We start from the raw sequence: 19,803 nt of genomic DNA, 5'->3' as shown, positions 1-19,803 counted from the left end.
TGGGATGATCAGTTCCCTGTGGAAATAGGGACAGATCTATTTTCCGAGCCTCACTGTGCCTAGAAGAGTATCAAAAACAGATGCATCACCTATATTGGATAGTCCGCTATTCTTCCGTAGCGGTAGAAGGTAGACCTCATCCCCTACATAACAAAGGCAGAAGACTGTGTTAGCCTGGGCATTCCAAAGGACTGGAGTGCCAACATGGAAGTCATTCCAACAATAAAGCCAAACACCCCTCGGCAGCTGGCAGTTTCGAAAACTCTTGGGCGACAGCCTTGTCGCCCCGGCCATCGCGTTCAAAGAAGCCGTATTGCGTGCGGCTGAGAAACCCTGCAGCGCAAAGAGGTGATTTCAAAGTACAGTTCGGGGAATACCCAAACGTACAGCAGTTCCCAGAGCGCGCACAACAGAGTAGTAGAGGAGTTGGCAGAGAAGCGTGTCGTTGTGGGGATATTCTATGAGTAATGTACAGATATGGACATGGCTAGTAGTCACCTGTGGCTACATGTACCTACACATGGCTAGATGTAGACAGTATGGCTTCATTTGGCTACAACATATACATAGCTGTTATATTTTTGCCGAAACACGCATCGAGCGTGTCTCTCAGAGGTGGCCTCCTGAGACTGATGATGGCAGGCTTTTTTGTGTTAAATCCGCTCAATTTTTGGGCGCAATTTTTAATCTCAGAAATAATCGGTCATTTATCAACTCGATCTAAGGAGGATATGCTTATGGTCATTAAGGTCTTAAGAGAAGTTAAGTCATATGCAAAACTACAACTACGAAGTGTCATCACTTCTTGGGAGTGCTGCCTCCCTTATAGGTTCAACCTACTGAAGATCTGGTGAAATTCCAGTGAAAAGGGCTGAGAAGAATATAACAAGCACAGGCAGCAGGGACGCGCGTACCGCGCGCCCCTGCTGTGAGCGTTATACGAGAAAAAGGATCTGGACATGTTGAAGAATAGATACCTTTATGTAGCAACTATATCTTGGATTGCAATCGTAGCATTCTGCTTCAATCTGTACTTCGAGAATAATACCGCGTCACAGATACCATTAGTTATTGCAATGATTGGAACAGCCCTTGGCTGGATAACAATCGCCATTCTAAAAAAGTTGGGGATCATAATCCCAAAGGAGGGCAAATGAAGTATTCTAACTCCAGAATATTAGGAGTGCTTTCAATTCTATCTGTTTTATCAGGGTGTGCTACAGTCCAAACGTCTAGCTCCAATGTGGAATTACCTACAGTTCACGCGTGGTCATATCTAAGGGGCTATGGTCACGAACCTGAACACTACGCTACATATTCGTACATACTCGTTGGAAGGACTGACGCTGATTCAATGGCTGTGGAAAAGTTCCACAGTTTAATAGGGGCAATTCAAGGCAGTACAAGTAGCACAAACGAAATCCTCGATGACACCCCCAGAAACGTAGTGAATTTGTTCCTCATTCCTGCAGCGAAGAGTGGCGATGTTCCAGATGCAGCTCTGGCAAAATCATATGTATCAGCGCTTGAAGCATCAGATGAAAAGTTTCAGCGCCCTGGTCCTTTCATCGTTACACTCTATGAGCCAATATCCTCAGAAATCAATAATGAGAAACAAATGCTACTTGTAGATCTGACAAACACACATGAAGATGCGTTTGAAGAGATTGTTGGCGCATATAAAAATCGAGTAACGGAAAGTCAAATTTCTTCTGGCATAGAGACTCTGCGTTCTTTCAAAGCTTCATTACTGAGTCTCGCGCTTCTAGCTGAGGACAGCATACGTTTTGCACCTACTGCTCATGCCAAATTGAGAGCTGTATTTGAGCCTGAATAACCTAAAATCGTATAACAAGCACAGGCTGCTGGGATGCCAAAACCGCTGCGCGATTTCGCCGCCCCAGCTGTGAGCGCTAATGCCCCCTAAAGCATGCACCCATCAGGACCCTGCGTAGAACCAAAAAGCGTTTCCGCGGAAACGCGCCGCATCATCTACGGCCTGCTGGTTGTTGTATGTAGCGCATCAAAAACAGCTGCATTAGTCATCACGACGTAGCGACACATCCCAAAGCCGCGAACCATCCTGTCGCCACTGATATCGCTCCAGCAGATGATCTTCACCCAACCAGAAACTGGCCTCCTGATCATATTGATCCCCGAGGTACAGACAGCGCCTGCAACTACGCCATACACCTGACGCATCCTTCTGCACTTCAGACGCCACCACTTCCGCTCGCCGTTCGCTGAACCGTGGTTCGAACAGCTGCTCCGAGTCGGCGGCAACACCGATCTCGGGAAGTATCACACAACCGTGACCGCCAGCAGCAAGTAAACTCTCAAGCACTGTTCCCACGTAGATTCGCATCAGGGGGAAAAGCAACGTGTGTCCAGCACTGCAATCTATCTCTCTTGTCTGAACAGTTCCGCCTTCACGACGTGTGACATGCAGCACCTGCCCCTGCAGCTCGTAATCCACGGACAGTTCACGACCGCCCTCCTCCCGCCATTGGGCGGAAAACGACTCGATGCGGTGCGCAACTTCACGCGCTTCAGTATCGATAGCGATCGCTCCGGCTCTGCGGCTTGAGGTCACACAGACACTACCGTCGGCCTGCCGCTGGCGGCTCCAGAACTCTTGCACTGGTGCGGGCTCGCCGTTGAGATGGTAGATATAGCGGCCTGTCTGCTTGGTTACGCTGGTCACCATGAGATCGCGCCACCAGCGGACACCTGCCCGTCAGCCTCGCTATGGTTCAGCATATTCGATCAGCTCAATCACCAGGCCGCCCGTGGTGGCGGGATCGAGGTACACCATTTTCTTCCCGCCAAAACTGACCACGCCGTCTGGCGTTACATGCCCCGGCTCAATGCCGTGCTCATGCAATCGCTGCAGCGCACCTTCAATGTCCCGCACACGCCAGGCCACATGATTGATGCCGGCACTGCCTGATGGCATCTCAAACAACAGTTTGCGAAAGTGTTCGTCGCGCGGCTCGATGTACTCAAACGCCAACCCGCCCACGCTGAAGAAGGCAAACAGGGTGGGTGCTTCCACGCTGCGCTCTGGCTGATACTGTACGGATTCCGGCGCTATCCCGTAGACCGCACAGGCATTGGCGATGGCCTGTTCCAGGTCGGGCACGATAAAGCCGATATGCGCTGGCCCGAGGATGTGATCGGCGAGTGTAGCTGCTATGTCGTTCATGTTTCGGCCTCCAACAACAGGTCTGCACTCAATTGCCACGGGCGGTCGAGTATCAGATCCGTCTGCTGCGACATCAGTTTATTGTTCGAGGCCTGTGGATGTATACGGGCCGTCGTCAACGGTTCTCCGGGTATCTGCTCGGTGACCAATGGCGCGTTGATGTAGCCGTCGAACTTGCGCTCCTGCCAGGGCGTCATCAAGGTGAAATCTCGCTGCAGGTCGAGAATGGCGCCGGGGAACTTTCCTGCGGCACTGGCTACAATGCACAGGCGGTTCTCCGCTGCGCGGCTCAGCAGGCCGTAATGTCGCTCCCATTCCTGCTGGAAGGCACAGGGCACTGCGAGTACCTGCGCGCCACGAATCGCCGCGAGCTTCACCACTTCGGGAAACAGCAGGTCGTGTCCGGACAGTATCGCCAGCCTGCCCCAGGGCATATCCACCAGCTGCAGGTCATCTGCCAGTTGCAGATCGGATGCGGCACCGGTGTGATGCAGGCGCGGCTGTTCGGCGAGAATGCCGTCGCGATTGATTAACACGGCGGTGACGGCGGCACCTTGTACGCCATCTGCTATCAACGGGCGTATCAGGCTGGTACAGATACTGAGACAGGGGAAATCACGCAGGCTGTCTGTGATGCTGGCGATCGCCCTGTCACCGAGTTCGCACTGCTCCTGGGGCGTCATGGCACTGCCCTGCTCGTAGCAGAACAGTTCAGGCAATACCGCCAGACCGGTATCCGTGGGCAAAGCCGCTAGCAGTGCGGGCAGTTCCCGCAACGCCTGCTCCCCGCTTGAAAGCGGCGCGATGCACGCCACGTCCAGCTCCTCAGCGGCCGATGCCTGCACAGGCGGTTGCGGCTCTGCGGCAATGTCCCGATACAGCGCGGGGCGGCGCGCTGCCAGGATATCGGTACCGTCGGGCATGCATTTATCGTCCGACAATGCCAGATCAATGTCTGCGACAACCACTTCTTCGCCATCGCCCTGTGCCCGCGCCAGCACATTACCCCACGGGTCGACAATCTGGCTGCCGCCCGCACCGTTGAGGAAGCGCACGGGAATATGGGTCTGTTCACTCACGGCCTGCAACAGGTGTTCCGGTATCAGCGGCCCCACTTTGTTAGCGGCGACCAGGAACACGCGATTTTCCGGCGCGCGCGCAGGCACATGCAGGCTCTCCTCGTCCAGCGCAAAGGAGTTCAGTGAGTCACAGAATAGTTGAGCACCGCGCAGGGTGAGACCGCGCGGTGTTTCGCAGGTGACGCCGTCACGGCAGGGAAACATACCGAAACGGCCAAACGGCGCGTCCACCAGATCGCCGTGCACTGTGGCGCGTTCGAACCAGGTATTCTCGTGCCCCATCAGCGTCTGCTTGTCCGCTCTGCCACAGAGCTGGCCATTGGGGTCGAAACACAGCGAGGTCACGGTGAGGGTATCGGCGGCGCCGCGCAGGCTGACGTTGATAACAATGTAACTGTGGTGGGTTTTGGCGCGCGCGGCAATCGCCTGCAGAAACGGGCCATCCAGTTCCACCGACACCGCCCGCGCATGGGCCGCATCGTCGTACCAGGAGATGTGATTGCTGAACTCTGGCAGCACCATCAGCTCAGCACCCTCTGCAGCGGCTCTATCAATCACCCGCAGACAGGTAGCGAGGTTTTCCTCTACATCCGTACCACTGGCAAACTGCAGTGCCGCCGCGCGCAACATATGTCGCCCTCTTACCTAGAACTCTTCCATCAGGCGGCCGCGACCGATGACTTTATCCTCGATGCCACAGGCGCGCAGTGCGTGCCAGACAGTCGCAATGTTGATTGGAATTAGTGGCTTCTGCAATTGGTGCTCCAGCGTCGGAAACAGATCCACCGTGGACAGGTTGGTACCGCACTGCACGATGGCATCCACGTCATCGCCATCGACCTCGCGCACCGCCTGCAGCACATCCTGAATCGAGGTTTCCGCAATCGCCGTGGCCGAGGGGCGGTCCAGGCCTTTCACCGCCTTCACCTTGTAACCGATCTCTTCAAAGTACTGCCGGACATTGGCATCACCCACGGGCGGGTAAGGTGTAATCACCGAGATGGTTTTGGCTTCAAAACACTCCAGCGCCTTGCGGGTGGCTTCGGCGCCTGTTGTCAGGCCGAGATCACCAATGTGCGCGCGCACGTTCTTCTCAAACTCGATGCTGCCTTCCACGCCACCCCAGAAGGTTTCCGCCGACATACCCAGCATGATGTGCGTCACCTTGGCGGATATCACATTGCGCAGTGAAATCGGGATCTCGCCGCGCATGATCTCAAGAAAGCGCTCGAACACGGTATCGTTGTCATCACCCGTGGCTTCCACCTCGTCGGCCCAGTTGCGCAGTTCTATCCAGAAGCGCGAGGGATGCCAGGTCACACCGTCCAGGTTGAATTTCTGTAAATCGTACTCCACACCGGTATTGGTGGAGGGAATAATCACGCCGATCTGTGCACGTCGCGCTATCTGGTAGTTGTCCATATCCGTATCCTCGGGAATGCTAAGCGTTAGTTCAGTGGAGGTGTCACCTTACCGGTCAGAATGGCCTCAAGGTAGTCCGGCGCCACGAGGTGGCAGTAGTAGTTTCCCTTGAATCTGTCCGGCATCGGAATCCACCAGGCATGCGGCGCGTACAGCGCTCTGGCGCGCAAATGCAGCACACCATCCTGCGCCGTGACGGCATCATAAGGCCAGGGTTTTAGCCAGCGGGGGCCGATATAGGTTGTTTCATCCTCATCTAAAACGATGTCATCGCGCTCGACTGCAAGCCGCTGGCCGGCCAGACTGACAAGCAATTTTGCCACCATGTCGCGGTGTACCGCCACACAGTCTGTATCGCCAGTGGCGGCGGGATTAGCCGGGTCCACGGTTTCCGTGGCGTTGATTCGCTCTGCTGTGCGCATCTTGCACGACAGTGTACGCGGTATACCTTCAGCGGACGGGTTACTCAGGTACTCGTGTACCGTGAGCGGCGAATCGCTGGCCTTTGACTCAACAAACGTATCCCAGTTCTCGTGCACTTCGAGTTCGGCAACCAGCTCTGTGCCCGCGAGGACCTGCTGCGCTTCGACACAGTAGCTGTCCTGCCAACGCTCATCACTGTATCCCGGAGACGATAGCAGGCAGGCTGCGAAACCAGACAGCAGAGCGTATCGCCTGAGCCATCGATTAATGTTCTTCAAACAACCGTCCAAGATGGTCGTACTGATCATTCACGCCGCAACTGCGCAGCGCATGCCAGGCAGTGGCGACATTGATCGGCAACACCGGTTTGCCCAGCCACTTCTCGATCGTTGGGAAAATGGTCGATGTGGAAAGATTGGTGCCCACCTGGATAATCGCGTCGACGTCGTCGCCATCGACCTGTTTCACCACATCCATCACCTGGTGATCCGGCAGCAGTGCAATAGCATCGTGGGCGTTCTCGCAGCGCATGCCCACGACTTGCTTCACGTTGTAGCCCGAATCATCAAAGAACAGGTGTACATTCTTGTCGCCGACAGGCTGATAGGGCGTAATCACCGCAATATTCTTGCCTGTATTCCCCGCCACCCCCAGGGCCTCGAGCGCGGCAATGACCGCATTCGCGCCGGTGGTGAGCCCGGTATCAAACCCCACCGCTTCCTGGATGCGATCGACAAAACCGTCGTTGCCCTTGATGCCGCCCCAGAAGGTTTCCGCCGACATCCCCATCATCACATGGTCGGGTTTGCAGGTCATCAGGCTGGCGATAGAGGCGCCGATGGTTTCGCGCAGCATCTCCAGAAAGCGCATGAAGTTGTCGTCGTCGGACAAATCGGCATGCTCGATCATAAAGCGGCTGAAGTGCCAGGTGACCCCGCGCGGAATCAGGCGCTGGCAATCGTACTCCACAGCGGTGTTAGTCGAGGGAATAATGACCCCGATCTTTGCGCGGTGCCCGATGTAATTGTCGAGGTGACCGTCTGTGCGCTGATCCCTCTCCCGGGTGCGCGACAAATCAATGGTGCCAAATTCTGTACTCATAACCACTCCCAGTATTGTTTGCCTAAACCACTGCTTCGCTGTCGCGCACGCAGTTGATCATCGCCCGTTCAAGTAGAAACGCCCGCGCCTTTACCGGGTCGGACGCGGTGTCCATTAGCATTTTCTGTCGCGAGCGCTGCTCGTTAATGTCGCGCGCTTCCATCAGTTTCTTGTTGGCTATCGTATGCTCCTGCACAAACTGCACGGCGAGGTCGCGGCGCTGGCGATTGTACAGTTCCAACAGCGGCTGATGCGGCTCACCCTCATTGACGATGCTGGCCAGTTTGGCGCCGAGATTATTGGCATCGTGCATGCCGCCATTCATCCCCATGCCACCCAGCGGGTTGTTGATGTGACAGGCATCCCCGGCGAGAATCACCCTGCCAGTAAAATACGTTTCCGCCACGCGCTGGTTGACATTGTATAAGGTGCGATGGCCAATGTCGTAGTCGCCATCCTTGTTCCACAGATGGTGCAGGCGCTCCTGTATGAACGCGTCGGACAGCAGCCTGGCCTCGTCATCCACCGTTTCCGGCGTGGTCGGAATCAGCACGCGCCACAGTTTTTCGGTACGCAGGATGACGCACCACTCATCGGGGTCGGACACATAGTTCACCCAGGAGAGATCGTCGAACACATCCTCAAACGCAAAGCTGGTACTGACGACGAGGAATTTCTCATCGTAGGTAAAGCCCAGGTAGTCGATGTTTGCCTGCTTGCGTATATTGCTGCGAGCGCCCTCGGCACTGACCAGAAACGCGCCGCTGATACGCTGCATCCCCGCCGGTGAGCGCACGTCTACCGTGACGCCCTCCCCTGACTGTTCAAAGCCCGTCACCTCACTGTCGAACCGTACATCGGCGCAGGGCAGCCTGGACAGTCGGTCGACCACCAGGCGGGTGAATTCATACTGTTCGAGCTGCAGGCGAAACGGGTAGCGGGTGTCGTCTGCAATCAGGCTCATATCAAAGTTCGCCACCTCATTGGTGCGGCGATCACGGTATTGGTAACGATCCGCCACCAGTCCCTGCGCGAGCATATCCTCGATAATGCCGAAGCCGAGATCGGCGATCATCTCCAGGCTGGGCGGGTGAAACGTGGAAGCGCGCAGGTCGACCGGCAACTCGGGTTCTTTTTCCAACAACAGCACCGGCACATCGCGACTGGCGAGGTAGAGCGCCAGATGACAACCCACGGGGCCGGCCCCCGCGATAATGACAGGATTAGACTCAGCCACTTACAAATTCTCCAACACATCAGCCACAGTTACGACATCGGCGTACTTGGCATGCAGATCAAACAGGTTCGCCTCGTGGGCATCGGGGTTGCGATCACCGACCGCCTCGCGCGGCACCACCACGCGGTAGTCGTACTGCAAACCATCGACCGCCGTGGCGCGCACACAACCGCTGGTAGTGAGCCCGGTAACGACCAGCGAGTCGACGCCGAGGGTGCGCAGTTGATCGTCGAGGTCTGTCTTGTGGAAGGCGCTGGCCCACTGCTTTTCCAGCAGGATATCGCCCTCGCGCATATCCAGCCGGGCATCCACCTGCACCCAGTCAGACTCCGGCGTCAGTACGTTCAGGGCATTGATGCGATCGCGGAACACGCGCGCCTGGCCCTCGTTGTGGTAAACCACCGTGGTAAAGACCACTGGCCGTCCGGCGGCGTGAAAGGCATCGATCAGTTGCGCATTGGCGGCAACCACTTGCGGGCAATCACAGCCCAGCGGGCAGCTGGCGTCGGTGAAGCCCTTGATCATATCTACTACCAACAGCGCCGGCCGCTCACCGAGACCGAGGTTTGCGCGTTCCAGATCAGTCACTGTGCCCGCTCCTGCTTGAGAAAGAATTCAGCCAATAGCACAGCGACGTCCTGCGCCTGTTTTTCACATACATAGGTGCGTTCATTGCCGCCGAGCGTCCCCTCGTGCCCATCAGACAGCAGCGCCAGCGTGGGTGCGACACCCGACAACAACGGATCGTTGCCCGCCGCGAGCGCCAGCACGGGGCATGCAATAGCGGGCAATAGCGCGGCGAAATCCTGCGCAGCCACCGCACTGTAAGAGGTGTAATAGCCCGCGTCGCTGACCAGTGCACTGAGGGTCTCGCGCTGGGTGATCGACAGCGGTGCCTGCGCATCCTTGTTGCGGATACGCTGCCACATCTGCAACAGGTGGCTGCCATCCTCCGCGACAGGAAACGGCGTGGCCATACCCGGTAATGCGGCACGGGCCGCGTCATCGAGCAGCGGTGGGCCGGACAACGCCATCGCCCGCGCCGTGCCCGGATAATCGTGTTCCAGTTGCACCGCAATGGCCGCGCCCGCGTGATGCCCGAACACGAAACAGGGTGCGAGATCCAGCGCCTGCACCAGACCACTGATTGCCGCAGTGTAATCCTGTACCTGTGGTTCTTGGCCGGGTAGCGGATCACTGCCGCCAAAACCCGGATTGTCCGGCGCGATAATATGGAAGCGGTCTGCCAGCAGCGCCATCAGCGGCTCATACATCGCCGAGTGGCTGGGGCTCTGGTGCAGCATTAACAGTACCGGCCTGTCAGGCGCATCGCCCGTACTGCCCAACGCGGGAGGGGTATAGCGGTAATGTATCTGCAGATCACCGACATCGACGTAGGCACGACGCGTAGTGCGAGCGCTCACTTGTCACCTGCCTCCAGCGACACGCTCACCCATTTCACCTCGGTAAACTCTTCCGTGCTGTAGCGGCCGCCACTGCGACCCAGGCCCGAGCGCTTGAACCCGCCGATAGGGGCCAGTGCATTGCTCTGGAAGGCATGCATACCGATATGCACGCTGCCGGATTTAATCTCGCGGGCCGCGCGCATGCCCCACTGAATATTCTGCGTTAGCACTGCCGCAGACAGGCCGTAGTCACTGTCGTTGGCAATCGCGATGGCGTCGTCCAGGTCATCCGCCGCCACCAGCGAGGCCACCGGACCAAAACTCTCTTCACGCCACAGCGGCAGGCTGCGATCCGGCTCGACGACAATCGTCGGTTCAATGGTGAGGCCGCGCAGCACCTTGCCGCCGGTGAGCAGCGCTGCGCCGGCGGCGGTCGCTTCGTCCACCTGCGCCAGCACCTTATCGACAGCGCGCTGATTGATCAGCGGCCCGTACTGGGTGCGCTCATCGCGCAGATCACCCAGATAGATACGCTCACACGCCGATTTGAGCGCGGCGCTGAACGAATCAAACAGGCAGCGCTCCACCACGATGCGCGAATTCGCCATACAGATCTGCCCGCCGTGCGTGAACACCCCCTGCGCGACTATCGCTGCAGCGGCCTCCGGGTCGGCATCGCGCAGCACCAGTACCGCACTCTTGCCACCGAGTTCCAGTTGCGCCGGGCGCAACTGCTTGACCGACTCAATGCCAACCGCAATACCGGTTTGCGTAGAACCGGTGAACGCCACGCAATCGACGCCCGGGTGCGCGCTCAGCGGTCCGCCACACTCAGCGCCGAAACCCGTGACTACACTGATCGCTGCCGGTGGCAGACCGGCCTCCAGCAGCAGACCGGCAAATGCCAGCGCGGTAATCGGGGTCTCCTCTGAGGGTTTTATAACAATGCTGTTCCCCGCCGCCAGCGGAAATGCCGCCATCTTGGTGAGCAGCGACAGCGGCGCGTTATAGGGTGAGATAACGGCAACCACTCCGATGGGCTCACGGAACACCATCGACAAGCGCTCGGGGTTATCGTTGGGAAAGGTCTCGCCGTACAGGCGCCGCGCTTCACCGGCGGCGGTGCGCAGCAAGTCGACGGTGTAGGCGATTTCAAAGCGCGCCTTGGTAATGGCACTGCCACTCTCATCGATGAGCGTATCGAGAAACAGTGCCTCGCCCTGTTCAGCGACGAGATCGGCAGCGGCCAGCAAAACTTTTTCACGCGCGGCAGGCGCCAGTGAGGCCCAGGCATCGGCACCCTGGCGCGCTTTCGCGACGGCGGCATCGACATCGCGCGGCCCGGCCCGGCCAACGCTGCCAATCACGCGCCCGCTTTCGGGTGCCACGACATCAAAATACTCGCCGCTGTGCGGCGGAGCGTCCTCGCCCCCGATGATCAGGTCTCGTTGCAAACGTATCTCTCCTCTGCCAGCGCGCCCCGAGTCAGCGCGTACCGAACTGTACTTGCTCAACGCCCTCAATTTCCATCTGCGCCGCCATCAGGCGACCGCGCTCGGCGGGAAACGCCTGTACCAGACCCATACACAGATCGCGCATCGCGCGTGCCGGCACGCCGTGATTGGTGGTACCTGAGGTGCCACAGGCCTTGAGACAGTAGGCGCCGAGATTAAACGCGGCCTCGGCCACCACACCTTTACACAGGCGCCAGCGTTTCACCACTTCGTCCTTGGACAGGATCGGGGTTTCGCTGCTCTCCAGCTCAACCTGCCTGCGCAGCCAGATGGTTGCCGTTTCCAGTTCCACCATCATATGGCCGATCAGTTCCTGCTGGTAGGCATCGGTACCCACCGACTTGCCGGTATCGGCGAATTTCTTGTTGCGCAGGTGATTGATGGTGTAGCGATACAGGCTGTGTGCCGCGCCGAGATAACAGGCGATCCCCGCCACCTGATTGCCGACAAAACTGCCGCGACTCATCTGCATGCAACGCGTAAAGGCTGCGGGGATGGCCAGTGCGTCTTCAGTGGCGACAAACACATCCTTCAGGACAATACCGTGGGTGGCAGTACCGCGCATCCCGATGGCATCCCAATGCTCGCGCTCGCTGACACCCTCGGCATCCCGATCGACAAAAAAGGTACACAGCCCTGCAGCGGTGTCGTGACCCTCGAGGCTGGCGGTCACCAGATAGCGGTTTGCCACACCCGTTGCACAGCCGAAGGCTTTTACGCCACTCAATCGATAACCGCCGTCCACCGGCGTCGCTACAGTGCTGATGGTGATTGCCGCTTTCTCGGATTTCTCGGATTCACTGGCGAAGTTTGCCAGCCACTTGCCATCGCGCCCCATGGTGTACAACACCTGTTCCGCAAACGCGCGCACGGCCGGGGCTTCCTCTTCGTCGAACAAGCCGGCATCCAGTGCCTCCAGCGCCAGCAGGCCGCGGGATGCGGAGCTGCAGTGAAAGAAAAACGCGAGTGCGGTGGAGGGGCATGCGGTGGCCAGTGAAAATGTGGCGGCGCACAGATCGCGCAGCGAACCACCCATGCCGCCGTACTGCTCGGGCACAATAAGGCCGAGCAAGCCGGCATCGCTGATGGTCTTCACATGCGGCACATGGAACTCGCCCCTGCCGTCTACCTCCGCCGCCGCTTCGGCCAGCGCCGGCAGCACGCTCTCGACCTTTTCCGCGCGCAACTTCTCAGCGGCGCTCATATCCTCTATCAGGGCTTCACCGGTTAATTTATTCATCCCAACTCCTCTATTCCCAAACCCTTCGTCGCGCAGCTATTCGTCTTCACCGATCAGCAGAGAGCGCATAATATCCACCGCATCCTGTCCCACCATGCCGGTGATTCGCGGCCACACATGATCCACTTCCGGATCAAAAATAATGCGTTTGTTGCGCAGATTGCGCTGCACCAGATCGGCCGGTGCAATACCTTCCAGCGCCGTTTTGGACACGCCCTTGTCCAGCAGGCTGAACCAGTGTTCCTGATACGCCTTGACGGTGTCATCGATGTCGGAAAACGCCTCCTCAGTGGCACGCTTGGCCAGCATCCATGGCGACATGATGGCATTCTGCCGTGGCGACAGATGCGCCTGGCTGAGGCCTTCGATCGCATTCCCGGCCTCCAATAACTCGGTCAGCGGCCCGAACACCTCGTCGATGTAGGGCAGGTTACAACCGAGATCCACTCTGGGGATCAGGTCGAGGTGGAAGGCGAAATGGTCACCGGCTTTTACCGAATCGAGCGTGAAATGCGGCACAGCACTGGTACCGGGTGTAAACGCGAACAGCATATGTGAATCCAGTTGCATCGGTGCCGCCGCGAGCGAACAGGTCACCACGCGGAACAACGGCCCGCCGGTGAATACGCGAACGTTTCCGACTTCGCCCTCCACCATCGGCAACTGACTCTGCAGTGTCATGAAGGGCGTACCATTGTCCCCGGACTGCTCCTTCAGACCGAGCCGATCGACCAGCCGATCGAGCGTCGTGGAGAACAGCGTGCCAGGGAGAGATTCAGGTGCGGGTTCAGACATGGTTTTCTCCAGTGCTTTATAGTGTTTGTGTCAGGCAGTGTGCAGAGCGAGGCGCCCCGACACCTTGATAAATCTCAAATATCGGCGACGGGGCGGACAATCGCGCCGCTAACGTGCCACGGCCGATCCGACAGCAAATCGGTGTTCGCAGACACCACCTTGTTGGACGCATTGTGCGGGTACACATCGCGCACCAGAACAGCCTCACTCTCCCCGAGGCGGTGCCACTGCGGCTGGCTTAGCAGACCGTCAAACGGGCGCTCCTGCCACTGTGTCATCACCGTGAAATCTGTCTGCAGCGACGTGATAAAGGCCGGGCCGTGCTCGCGGGTATCGGTGGCCACCAGCAGGTTGATGCGGTTCTCGGCCGAGCGCTCCAGCAGGCCGGTGTCCAGCTCCCAGTCTTCCAGCGGCGACAGCGGCACCATCGCCACCTGCACGCCCTGCATGGCCAGCAGTCGAAACGTCTCCGGATATATACTGTCGTCAGAAGGCACGACCGCAACGCGGCCCCACGGCGTGGACGCCGTAGTGAAGGCATCGGCGGCAGGGCTGAATGCAAAGCGCTCGCTGCGGTGGACCTGGGGCTGCTCACAGACGATGCCGCCGGCGTTTATCAGTACAGCGCAATAGGCTGGCTTTCCGTCAATTTCGCGTACGAGGGCAGTCGCAACCCAGGCCTCGCCACAGTCGGCCGCAATGCGCGCGACAATGTCCTCTCCCCGGCGCACTGCGGCGGGCAGATCGGCAATATCACCGGCCAGCGGCGGCAGGGTAACCAGCCGGGCACCGGCACTGACAGCGCTGCGCAGATGTTCCAGCACCACCTCCAGTTCGCCCGGGTCGGCACAAACCACCGCTGACGCTACAGCGGGGATATCACTCATCTCCGGCATGGCCTGCCCCGCCGGGTCGGCGGCAATCGGGCCGTACAGCTCAGGGCGGCGACAGGCAAAGATATCTGTGCCATCGGGACGGCGTTTGTTCTGCGCTGCGGCTACCTCGATATCGGCGTATACGAACTCTTCCCTGTCGGGCGACGCCTTGGCCAGCACGGTACCGTCGGGTGCGACTACCTGGCTTTCACCGGCGCCGTTGAGAAATCGCGGCGGGATGCCAGTGCCGGCGCTAATCGCATCGATCATCGCCTCCGGGACCAGCGGCCCAACCTTGTTCGCGGCGACAACGAATACCTTGTTTTCCGCGGCACGCACAGGAATATGCAGGGATGCCTCATCCGTGGCGAAAGAATTCAGGCTGTTGAGCATCAACTCTGCGCCGCTCAATGCAAGGCAGCGCGGTGTTTCGTTGATGACGCCGTCCATGCAGGCGTAAAGCCCGAGATGCCCGAGTGCGGTCGCAACCACCGGGCCCTCGGAATCGGCCTTTTCCAGAAAGTCATTCTCGTGGCCGATGTAGATCTGCTTGGTGTTGTCTGCCAGCAGCGTGCCATCGGGCCCATATAACAGGCTGGAGCCGGTCGCTTTGCCACCGGCTCGCTGCACGGTGCAATTGACGACCACATGACAGCCCAGCGCTTTCGCCCTGGCGGCAATGGTGGCGAGAAAGGGGCCGTCCAGCGCTACCGAGACATCGAAACAGTGCTGTTTGTCATCGTACCAGGACAGGTGGTTGCAGAACTCGGGCAGGACCACCAGATCCGGCTTGCAGGAGGCCGCCTGATCGAGCCAGAACAGGCAGCGCTCGAGATTGGTATCGATGTCGGCACCGACATGGAACTGCGCAACGGCAACGCGAATGGAATGAACGCTGGTCATAAAGCTCTATCTTCCCACTGTAATCAATCATCAGCTTAAACAGCGCACCCGGCAGGCGGCATGATAATTATCAAAAGCAGGCCGGACGCCGGGGCAATAATAGCCCATGCGAATGGATTTCCCAGTCCCTGCCGCGCAAGGCGCGAGGCCATTTGCGGGAAGCCATTAGCGGGAAGCCGTTAGCGGTTAGCAGTTAGCCGGGAGCAGATACAGCTGACCATCGGGCACCGACAGCGTGGGGCCGCTGCGGAGGACGGGGCGATGGCCCGGCTATAGGGTGTTGCAGGGGGAAATGCGGCGGGGCCAATGCGGACCCGCCGTACGATTATTGCCAGGGAGCAGGGCCGACAGCCTCGCCCACCGCAACCGCGCTAGTACTCACCGGGAGGGGAATCGTTGTCGCCCTCCAGCGAATCCGGGGGCGATGCGATATACAGTTGCACACCGGCGTCTTTGTCAGCCTGGGTGAAAGTGAACTTGACCGTCGGGTAGTTCACGCCGGGTTTATGCGCGGTGGCATAGTAAGTGCCTTCCTGCGGCATATTCAGCCAGGTGACACCGCCATCGACCGACACATCCTCCTGCGTGAGATCGGGTATCACGTCCTTATTGAAATAAATCGGGGGGATTAAATCATCTGACATGGGCGTGAGAGAGACCGTCGCGCCGGGGTCGCCATGGGGGAGTCTGTCGTCGTGCATACTGCCCCAGGACTTGCCCACGGTGACAACCATGGCATTCTCAAAGAAGAAATTGGGGTAGCCGTTGCCCCTCATCATGCTCTCTACCAGTGGCAGCATGGCGAACTCAAAGAAGTAGGGGTCAATATACTGGATGGCGAAATCGACATCGTCCTCATCCACAATCGTATTGACGTTGGTCTTGGTGGTTATCCAGTCAGTCTTTTCGAATATGAAGGAGAACTCCAGATCGACGCCTGCGTCCTTGACGATGTACAGGGTCCACCAGCCGGTATCGTCTGTGCGAATATCCAGATCGCGGGTCTCGGGGTATTCGGCAATCCAGATAAGGGTGTCGGGTACCGTGGCGTGGTAGTCAATGTATTGCAGATCTTTATCACGGCCAAAATGGTTGGTCTTGCCGCGCAGCTTTACGATAGTGACCGACTGACCGTCGATATCACCAGCGAGGCGCACGCTGGGGTCTTCCTCACCATCCTCAATAAGCTGCTGCAACGTGGCATTGGAAACATCGCGCTCAGTAAAGAGCAGGACATTATCGGGCAGGATGACTGGCTCCTCCGTTACCGGCTCCTCAGTCACTGTGCCGCTATTATTGTTGTTGTTCCCGTTGCTGCAGGCCTGTATGAGACTGACAGCCAATAGAATCATTAACCAGCCGGAATATCGCTTTAACATGTTCACCTCTTTTTTAATGGTTGTTTGGAGGCCTCCAGACGCAATCCGGACAAAAGACGCTCTGGAGGCCGATGTAATATTCAATGCCGCTCTCTCAGGGATCACCTGGTCCGGAGTCATTGTCACCTTCCACTGAGTCCGGTGGAGACGCTATATAGAGCGTTACACCGTATTCCTCATCGGCTTTGGATACGTTGAACCTGGCTGTGGCGTAGTTCACACCTTCTTTCTCTGCGCTGACAGAGTAGATTTTGTCGCGCGAGAGGCTCAGCCATGCGACACCGCCGTCGACCGACACATCGGGCTGTGTAAGATCGGGGATCACATCCTTGTTGAAGTAAATCGGGCCGATGTAGTTTTCCGGGCCGGGACTTATGGTGGCGACAGCGCCCGGGTCGCCGTGCGGCAAACGGTCGTCGTGCAGGCTGCTCCAGGATTTACCGACCGTAACCACCAGCGCGGATTCAAAAAAGAAATTGGGGTGGCCGCTACCGCGCATGATCGCCTCGATATAGGGCACCATACTGAAGTGGTAGTAGTCGCCATCAATAAGCTGGATACCGAAATCGGTATTGTCCTCGTCATTGATCGTATGAATATTGGTTTTGGTTGTCGCCCAGCCGTCTTTTTCAAACACGAAAGAGAATTCCAGATCGATGCCGGTATCCTTGACGACATAGAGTGTCCACCAACCTGTTTCATCTGTGCGCAGATCGAGTTCTCTTGTTTCAGGGTATTCGGCGATCCAGATTTGCGTTTCTGGCACGGTGGCATCGTAATCGATGTACTCCGGTGGCGACTGGGTGATATCAACGCCGACATGACTCGCTTTGCCGCGCAATTTTACGATGGTGATAGTGCGGCCCATGATATCGCCGCTCAAGCGGGCTGCCGGATCTGTTTCACCGTCGTTCAGCGCCTGCTGCAGATAGAGGTTGGGAATCGCCTGCTCAGTCATCACGAGCACATTGTCCGCCAGTGCTATATCGGCAACGTCAACGACATTGCCATCGCTATTATTGCTATCGCTACAGCCCGCCAGCAGACCGGCGAACAACAAAGCGAAAAGCGGACCACGCATCCGTACACGCAAACTGATTACCTCCATTTCTTTCACCGCAGCACACACGGTTGGGGTGATTTGGGCCATGCAGCAGGGATTCACCTGTCGCGATACGGCGGCTACCGCATCAGTGACCCCTGTCTTGTAATTGAATGATCGATGCGTAAGATACCGCCTTAATAAGCAAAAACACGAACGAGAGCAGGCCATTTAGTTATGAATGCTGGCCAAAAATAATGAGACAATGAAATCCGACAACACCGTCGCAGCATCGCTTGTCACAGGCGTGCTGGCTGCTGTCGAGTCCCTGGGGCTCGACCTCAACGCCGCTACCTGTTTGAAGACCGCTGCCATTGACGAGGAAGCCCTGCACAACCCAACTTCACGCGTCGGCTTTTTGTGCTTCACCAAGCTACTGCTGCTGCTCCAGAATCATACGGGCGATGATGGCATTGGCTTGCGTATTGGTCGTGAGTTGGCGCTCTCAAGCTACAATGCGCTGGGCTATGCCGCTGCCAATGGAGAAACGTTGTTCGATGCTTTACGGCTACTGCCCGAGTACGAGGCCCTAGTGGTGTCGCTGGCTAGTACCGAGGTGGTTGAGCACGACTCCAGCGTGGAGGTGCACTGGTCGATGACCGGCGGCCACTATTTCGCCCTGCTGGAAGGTCTCTTCTTTGCCTCCTGGGTCACCCTTGGGGAACTGCTGGCAAACAAGAGCCTGCTGAACATCGCAGTTCATTTCACCCACGATGCCCCGGAAAATCTCGATATCTGGCACGATACTTTCGGCACAAGCATCCGGTTTGACCAGCCAGTAGCCAAAGTTATCTACAGCCGCAGCACGCTGGCGCTGCCGATATCGCGGTCCGACCCCTTTATCTATCAGGTGATGACCAAAGAAGCTGAGTGTTTAAAAGCCGCCATCAATGGCCCCAGCCTGGTGACCAGAGTGGCTACCTGGCTCACAGAGCAGCTACCGCAGGGGGAGCCGGACCAGAAGAGCCTGGCCTGCCACCTGAACATGAATGAGCGCACGTTGCGACGGCGGTTACAGCAGGAAAATGTTTCCTATCAGGTGATTCTTGATCGCGTCAGACAGGAGCGCGCCACCCACTATCTGGCGCAAACGTCGTTGCCAATACAGGAGATTGCCTCACTGCTGGGTTATCAGCACCTGACAGCCTTCAACGCCGCCTACAAAAGGTGGATGGGGACGACTCCCGGGCAAGCGAGGTCCCAGGCTGCAACCCTGAAATGAGCGGATCCTCTGTGACGGGACTTCCACCCTCGCCACACCCAGAGCAATTGCCATAATAGTAATCACAAGCAGGCCCGCCAGCATGATAATTATCAAAAGGAGCACGAGCAGCCGGGCTATAATGACCGACGATCATCTATTCCCCGGCCCTGGACGCAGACCACGATGAGCAGCTACCTGCTACTGAAATATGCCCACCTGATCGCCTTCGTCTACTGGCTGGGCGGCGACCTGGGGACGTTCATCGCCAGCCGACAGGTCGTTAACGATAAGCTGTCAGCACAATCTCGCCAGGTGGCCCTGAAAATCATGCTGGCCTGCGATATGGGGCCAAAACTGGCGATGCCTGCAATACTCCCTCTGGGCATTCATCTGGCAAGCCTGTCCGGGGCGCTGCCTGTCTCACCGGCGATGATCGCCGCAGCATGGTTGGTGGGCGCCTACTGGTTTACCGTCGTACTGGTTCTGTACCTGAATGAGGGCAAGCCGTTCACACAGAAACTGTCGCAGATAGACCTGTACTTTCGCATAGCGGTGGTACTGGTACTGCTTGGCTGGGCGGCATCGCTGGCGTTATCGGGCCAGGGCGCGAGCTGGGCTCAGGCCAAGGTAGTCATTTTCGCACTGATGGTCTGCTGCGGCATTGCAATCAGAATCAACCTGAAGCCCTTCGTTCCGGCCTTTGTTCAGATGATGAGCGGCGGCGATCAAACGGGCGACGCGCTGTCGACAGCCAATGCCACCATGGCGCGCTGTATCGACCGCTGCCGCCCCTTCGTGTGGCTGATATGGGCCGGCCTGTTTACCAGTGCAGCACTGGGTATTCACCTGCTGGGGTGAGCAACGTCATTGTGATCCACCTAGGGCTGGGTCTCGTATCCAGTGAAAACTACATAAAAC

General features: G+C 57.9%; 18 protein-coding genes and 1 other RNA gene. 4 read left to right on the top strand and 15 right to left on the bottom strand.

Features of this window, described 5'->3' with window-relative positions; translation table 11 throughout:
* Positions 1–582: 582 nt before the first annotated feature.
* Together AC0L6S_RS19035 and AC0L6S_RS19030 are read left to right on the top strand one after the other, a co-directional pair.
* An RNA gene (locus AC0L6S_RS19035) (hammerhead ribozyme type II) lies at positions 583–648 on the top strand.
* A 505-nt stretch (positions 649–1,153) separates the two neighbouring features.
* Positions 1,154–1,837: a hypothetical protein gene (locus AC0L6S_RS19030; RefSeq protein ID WP_473425695.1), complete on the top strand. Its 684-nt coding sequence runs from the start codon at positions 1,154–1,156 to the stop codon at positions 1,835–1,837.
* Positions 1,838–2,038: 201 nt separating this feature from the next.
* Here the strand turns inward: AC0L6S_RS19030 and AC0L6S_RS19025 are convergent, their stop codons facing one another.
* From AC0L6S_RS19025 to AC0L6S_RS18955, 15 genes are all read right to left on the bottom strand, one after another.
* Complete coding sequence (locus AC0L6S_RS19025) at positions 2,039–2,707, bottom strand: hypothetical protein (RefSeq protein WP_473425694.1); 669 nt, start codon at positions 2,705–2,707, stop codon at positions 2,039–2,041.
* Positions 2,708–2,746: 39 nt separating this feature from the next.
* Entirely contained in the window at positions 2,747–3,205 is a 459-nt protein-coding gene (locus AC0L6S_RS19020) for a VOC family protein (RefSeq protein ID WP_473425693.1), read from the bottom strand.
* Positions 3,202–4,914 carry a nitrilase-related carbon-nitrogen hydrolase gene (locus AC0L6S_RS19015; RefSeq protein ID WP_473425692.1) on the bottom strand — a complete coding sequence of 571 codons (1,713 nt, stop codon included), beginning with the start codon at positions 4,912–4,914 and terminating at the stop codon, positions 3,202–3,204. Before AC0L6S_RS19015 ends, AC0L6S_RS19020 begins: the two co-directional genes overlap by 4 nt.
* Before the next feature lie 15 nt (positions 4,915–4,929).
* Positions 4,930–5,706 (bottom strand): maleate cis-trans isomerase family protein, encoded by a 777-nt coding sequence (locus AC0L6S_RS19010; RefSeq protein ID WP_473425691.1) that lies wholly within the window; start codon positions 5,704–5,706, stop codon positions 4,930–4,932.
* 26 nt (positions 5,707–5,732) lie between these two features.
* Positions 5,733–6,407: a hypothetical protein gene (locus AC0L6S_RS19005; protein ID WP_473425690.1), complete on the bottom strand. Its 675-nt coding sequence runs from the start codon at positions 6,405–6,407 to the stop codon at positions 5,733–5,735.
* Positions 6,394–7,230 (bottom strand): maleate cis-trans isomerase family protein, encoded by an 837-nt coding sequence (locus tag AC0L6S_RS19000; protein ID WP_473425689.1) that lies wholly within the window; start codon positions 7,228–7,230, stop codon positions 6,394–6,396. The genes AC0L6S_RS19005 and AC0L6S_RS19000 overlap by 14 nt, the downstream gene beginning before the upstream one ends.
* Before the next feature lie 22 nt (positions 7,231–7,252).
* A complete protein-coding gene (locus AC0L6S_RS18995) occupies positions 7,253–8,467 on the bottom strand; it encodes an FAD-dependent oxidoreductase (protein ID WP_473425688.1) in 1,215 nt (404 codons plus the stop codon).
* Positions 8,468–9,055, bottom strand: a complete 588-nt coding sequence (locus tag AC0L6S_RS18990; RefSeq protein ID WP_473425687.1) for an isochorismatase family protein — start codon at positions 9,053–9,055, stop codon at positions 8,468–8,470. It abuts the gene before it with no gap.
* Entirely contained in the window at positions 9,052–9,891 is an 840-nt protein-coding gene (locus AC0L6S_RS18985) for an alpha/beta fold hydrolase (protein ID WP_473425686.1), read from the bottom strand. The genes AC0L6S_RS18990 and AC0L6S_RS18985 overlap by 4 nt, the downstream gene beginning before the upstream one ends.
* Positions 9,888–11,327, bottom strand: coding sequence for an aldehyde dehydrogenase family protein (locus AC0L6S_RS18980; protein ID WP_473425685.1), 1,440 nt, complete (start codon positions 11,325–11,327; stop codon positions 9,888–9,890). Before AC0L6S_RS18980 ends, AC0L6S_RS18985 begins: the two co-directional genes overlap by 4 nt.
* Before the next feature lie 31 nt (positions 11,328–11,358).
* On the bottom strand, positions 11,359–12,627 hold the full coding sequence (locus AC0L6S_RS18975; protein ID WP_473425684.1) for an acyl-CoA dehydrogenase family protein: 1,269 nt from the start codon (positions 12,625–12,627) through the stop codon (positions 11,359–11,361).
* Between the two features lie 36 nt (positions 12,628–12,663).
* Positions 12,664–13,422 (bottom strand): hypothetical protein, encoded by a 759-nt coding sequence (locus AC0L6S_RS18970; protein ID WP_473425683.1) that lies wholly within the window; start codon positions 13,420–13,422, stop codon positions 12,664–12,666.
* Between the two features lie 74 nt (positions 13,423–13,496).
* The gene (locus AC0L6S_RS18965; RefSeq protein WP_473425682.1) at positions 13,497–15,200 is read right to left on the bottom strand and encodes a nitrilase-related carbon-nitrogen hydrolase; all 1,704 of its coding nucleotides are present in this window, start codon (positions 15,198–15,200) and stop codon (positions 13,497–13,499) included.
* 371 nt (positions 15,201–15,571) lie between these two features.
* Positions 15,572–16,579, bottom strand: a complete 1,008-nt coding sequence (locus AC0L6S_RS18960) for a hypothetical protein (protein ID WP_473425681.1) — start codon at positions 16,577–16,579, stop codon at positions 15,572–15,574.
* A gap of 94 nt (positions 16,580–16,673) precedes the next feature.
* Positions 16,674–17,729 (bottom strand): hypothetical protein, encoded by a 1,056-nt coding sequence (locus tag AC0L6S_RS18955; protein WP_473425680.1) that lies wholly within the window; start codon positions 17,727–17,729, stop codon positions 16,674–16,676.
* Between the two features lie 157 nt (positions 17,730–17,886).
* Here AC0L6S_RS18955 and AC0L6S_RS18950 point away from each other — a divergent pair, with 157 nt between their 5' ends.
* Together AC0L6S_RS18950 and AC0L6S_RS18945 are read left to right on the top strand one after the other, a co-directional pair.
* Positions 17,887–18,903, top strand: coding sequence for an AraC family transcriptional regulator (locus AC0L6S_RS18950; protein ID WP_473425679.1), 1,017 nt, complete (start codon positions 17,887–17,889; stop codon positions 18,901–18,903).
* Positions 18,904–19,068: 165 nt separating this feature from the next.
* Positions 19,069–19,743, top strand: a complete 675-nt coding sequence (locus AC0L6S_RS18945) for a hypothetical protein (protein ID WP_473425678.1) — start codon at positions 19,069–19,071, stop codon at positions 19,741–19,743.
* The last annotated feature ends 60 nt before the right edge of the window (positions 19,744–19,803 follow it).

The organism is Halioglobus sp. D3-4 (assembly GCF_055809315.1).
The sequence above is the reverse complement of the archived record's forward strand: the minus strand, read 5'-3'. Positions and strand labels throughout refer to the sequence as shown.

Coding starts and splice junctions, on each gene's coding strand:
- AC0L6S_RS18945 (WP_473425678.1), top strand. CDS start 19,069: ATGAGCAGCTACCTGCTACTGAAATATGCCCACCTGATCGCCTTCGTC.
- AC0L6S_RS18965 (WP_473425682.1), bottom strand. CDS start 15,200: ATGACCAGCGTTCATTCCATTCGCGTTGCCGTTGCGCAGTTCCATGTC.
- AC0L6S_RS18955 (WP_473425680.1), bottom strand. CDS start 17,729: ATGGCCCAAATCACCCCAACCGTGTGTGCTGCGGTGAAAGAAATGGAG.
- AC0L6S_RS19030 (WP_473425695.1), top strand. CDS start 1,154: ATGAAGTATTCTAACTCCAGAATATTAGGAGTGCTTTCAATTCTATCT.
- AC0L6S_RS18970 (WP_473425683.1), bottom strand. CDS start 13,422: ATGTCTGAACCCGCACCTGAATCTCTCCCTGGCACGCTGTTCTCCACG.
- AC0L6S_RS18975 (WP_473425684.1), bottom strand. CDS start 12,627: ATGAATAAATTAACCGGTGAAGCCCTGATAGAGGATATGAGCGCCGCT.
- AC0L6S_RS19025 (WP_473425694.1), bottom strand. CDS start 2,707: ATGGTGACCAGCGTAACCAAGCAGACAGGCCGCTATATCTACCATCTC.
- AC0L6S_RS19000 (WP_473425689.1), bottom strand. CDS start 7,230: ATGAGTACAGAATTTGGCACCATTGATTTGTCGCGCACCCGGGAGAGG.
- AC0L6S_RS19020 (WP_473425693.1), bottom strand. CDS start 3,205: ATGAACGACATAGCAGCTACACTCGCCGATCACATCCTCGGGCCAGCG.
- AC0L6S_RS18950 (WP_473425679.1), top strand. CDS start 17,887: ATGAAATCCGACAACACCGTCGCAGCATCGCTTGTCACAGGCGTGCTG.
- AC0L6S_RS18960 (WP_473425681.1), bottom strand. CDS start 16,579: ATGTTAAAGCGATATTCCGGCTGGTTAATGATTCTATTGGCTGTCAGT.
- AC0L6S_RS19010 (WP_473425691.1), bottom strand. CDS start 5,706: ATGGACAACTACCAGATAGCGCGACGTGCACAGATCGGCGTGATTATT.
- AC0L6S_RS19015 (WP_473425692.1), bottom strand. CDS start 4,914: ATGTTGCGCGCGGCGGCACTGCAGTTTGCCAGTGGTACGGATGTAGAG.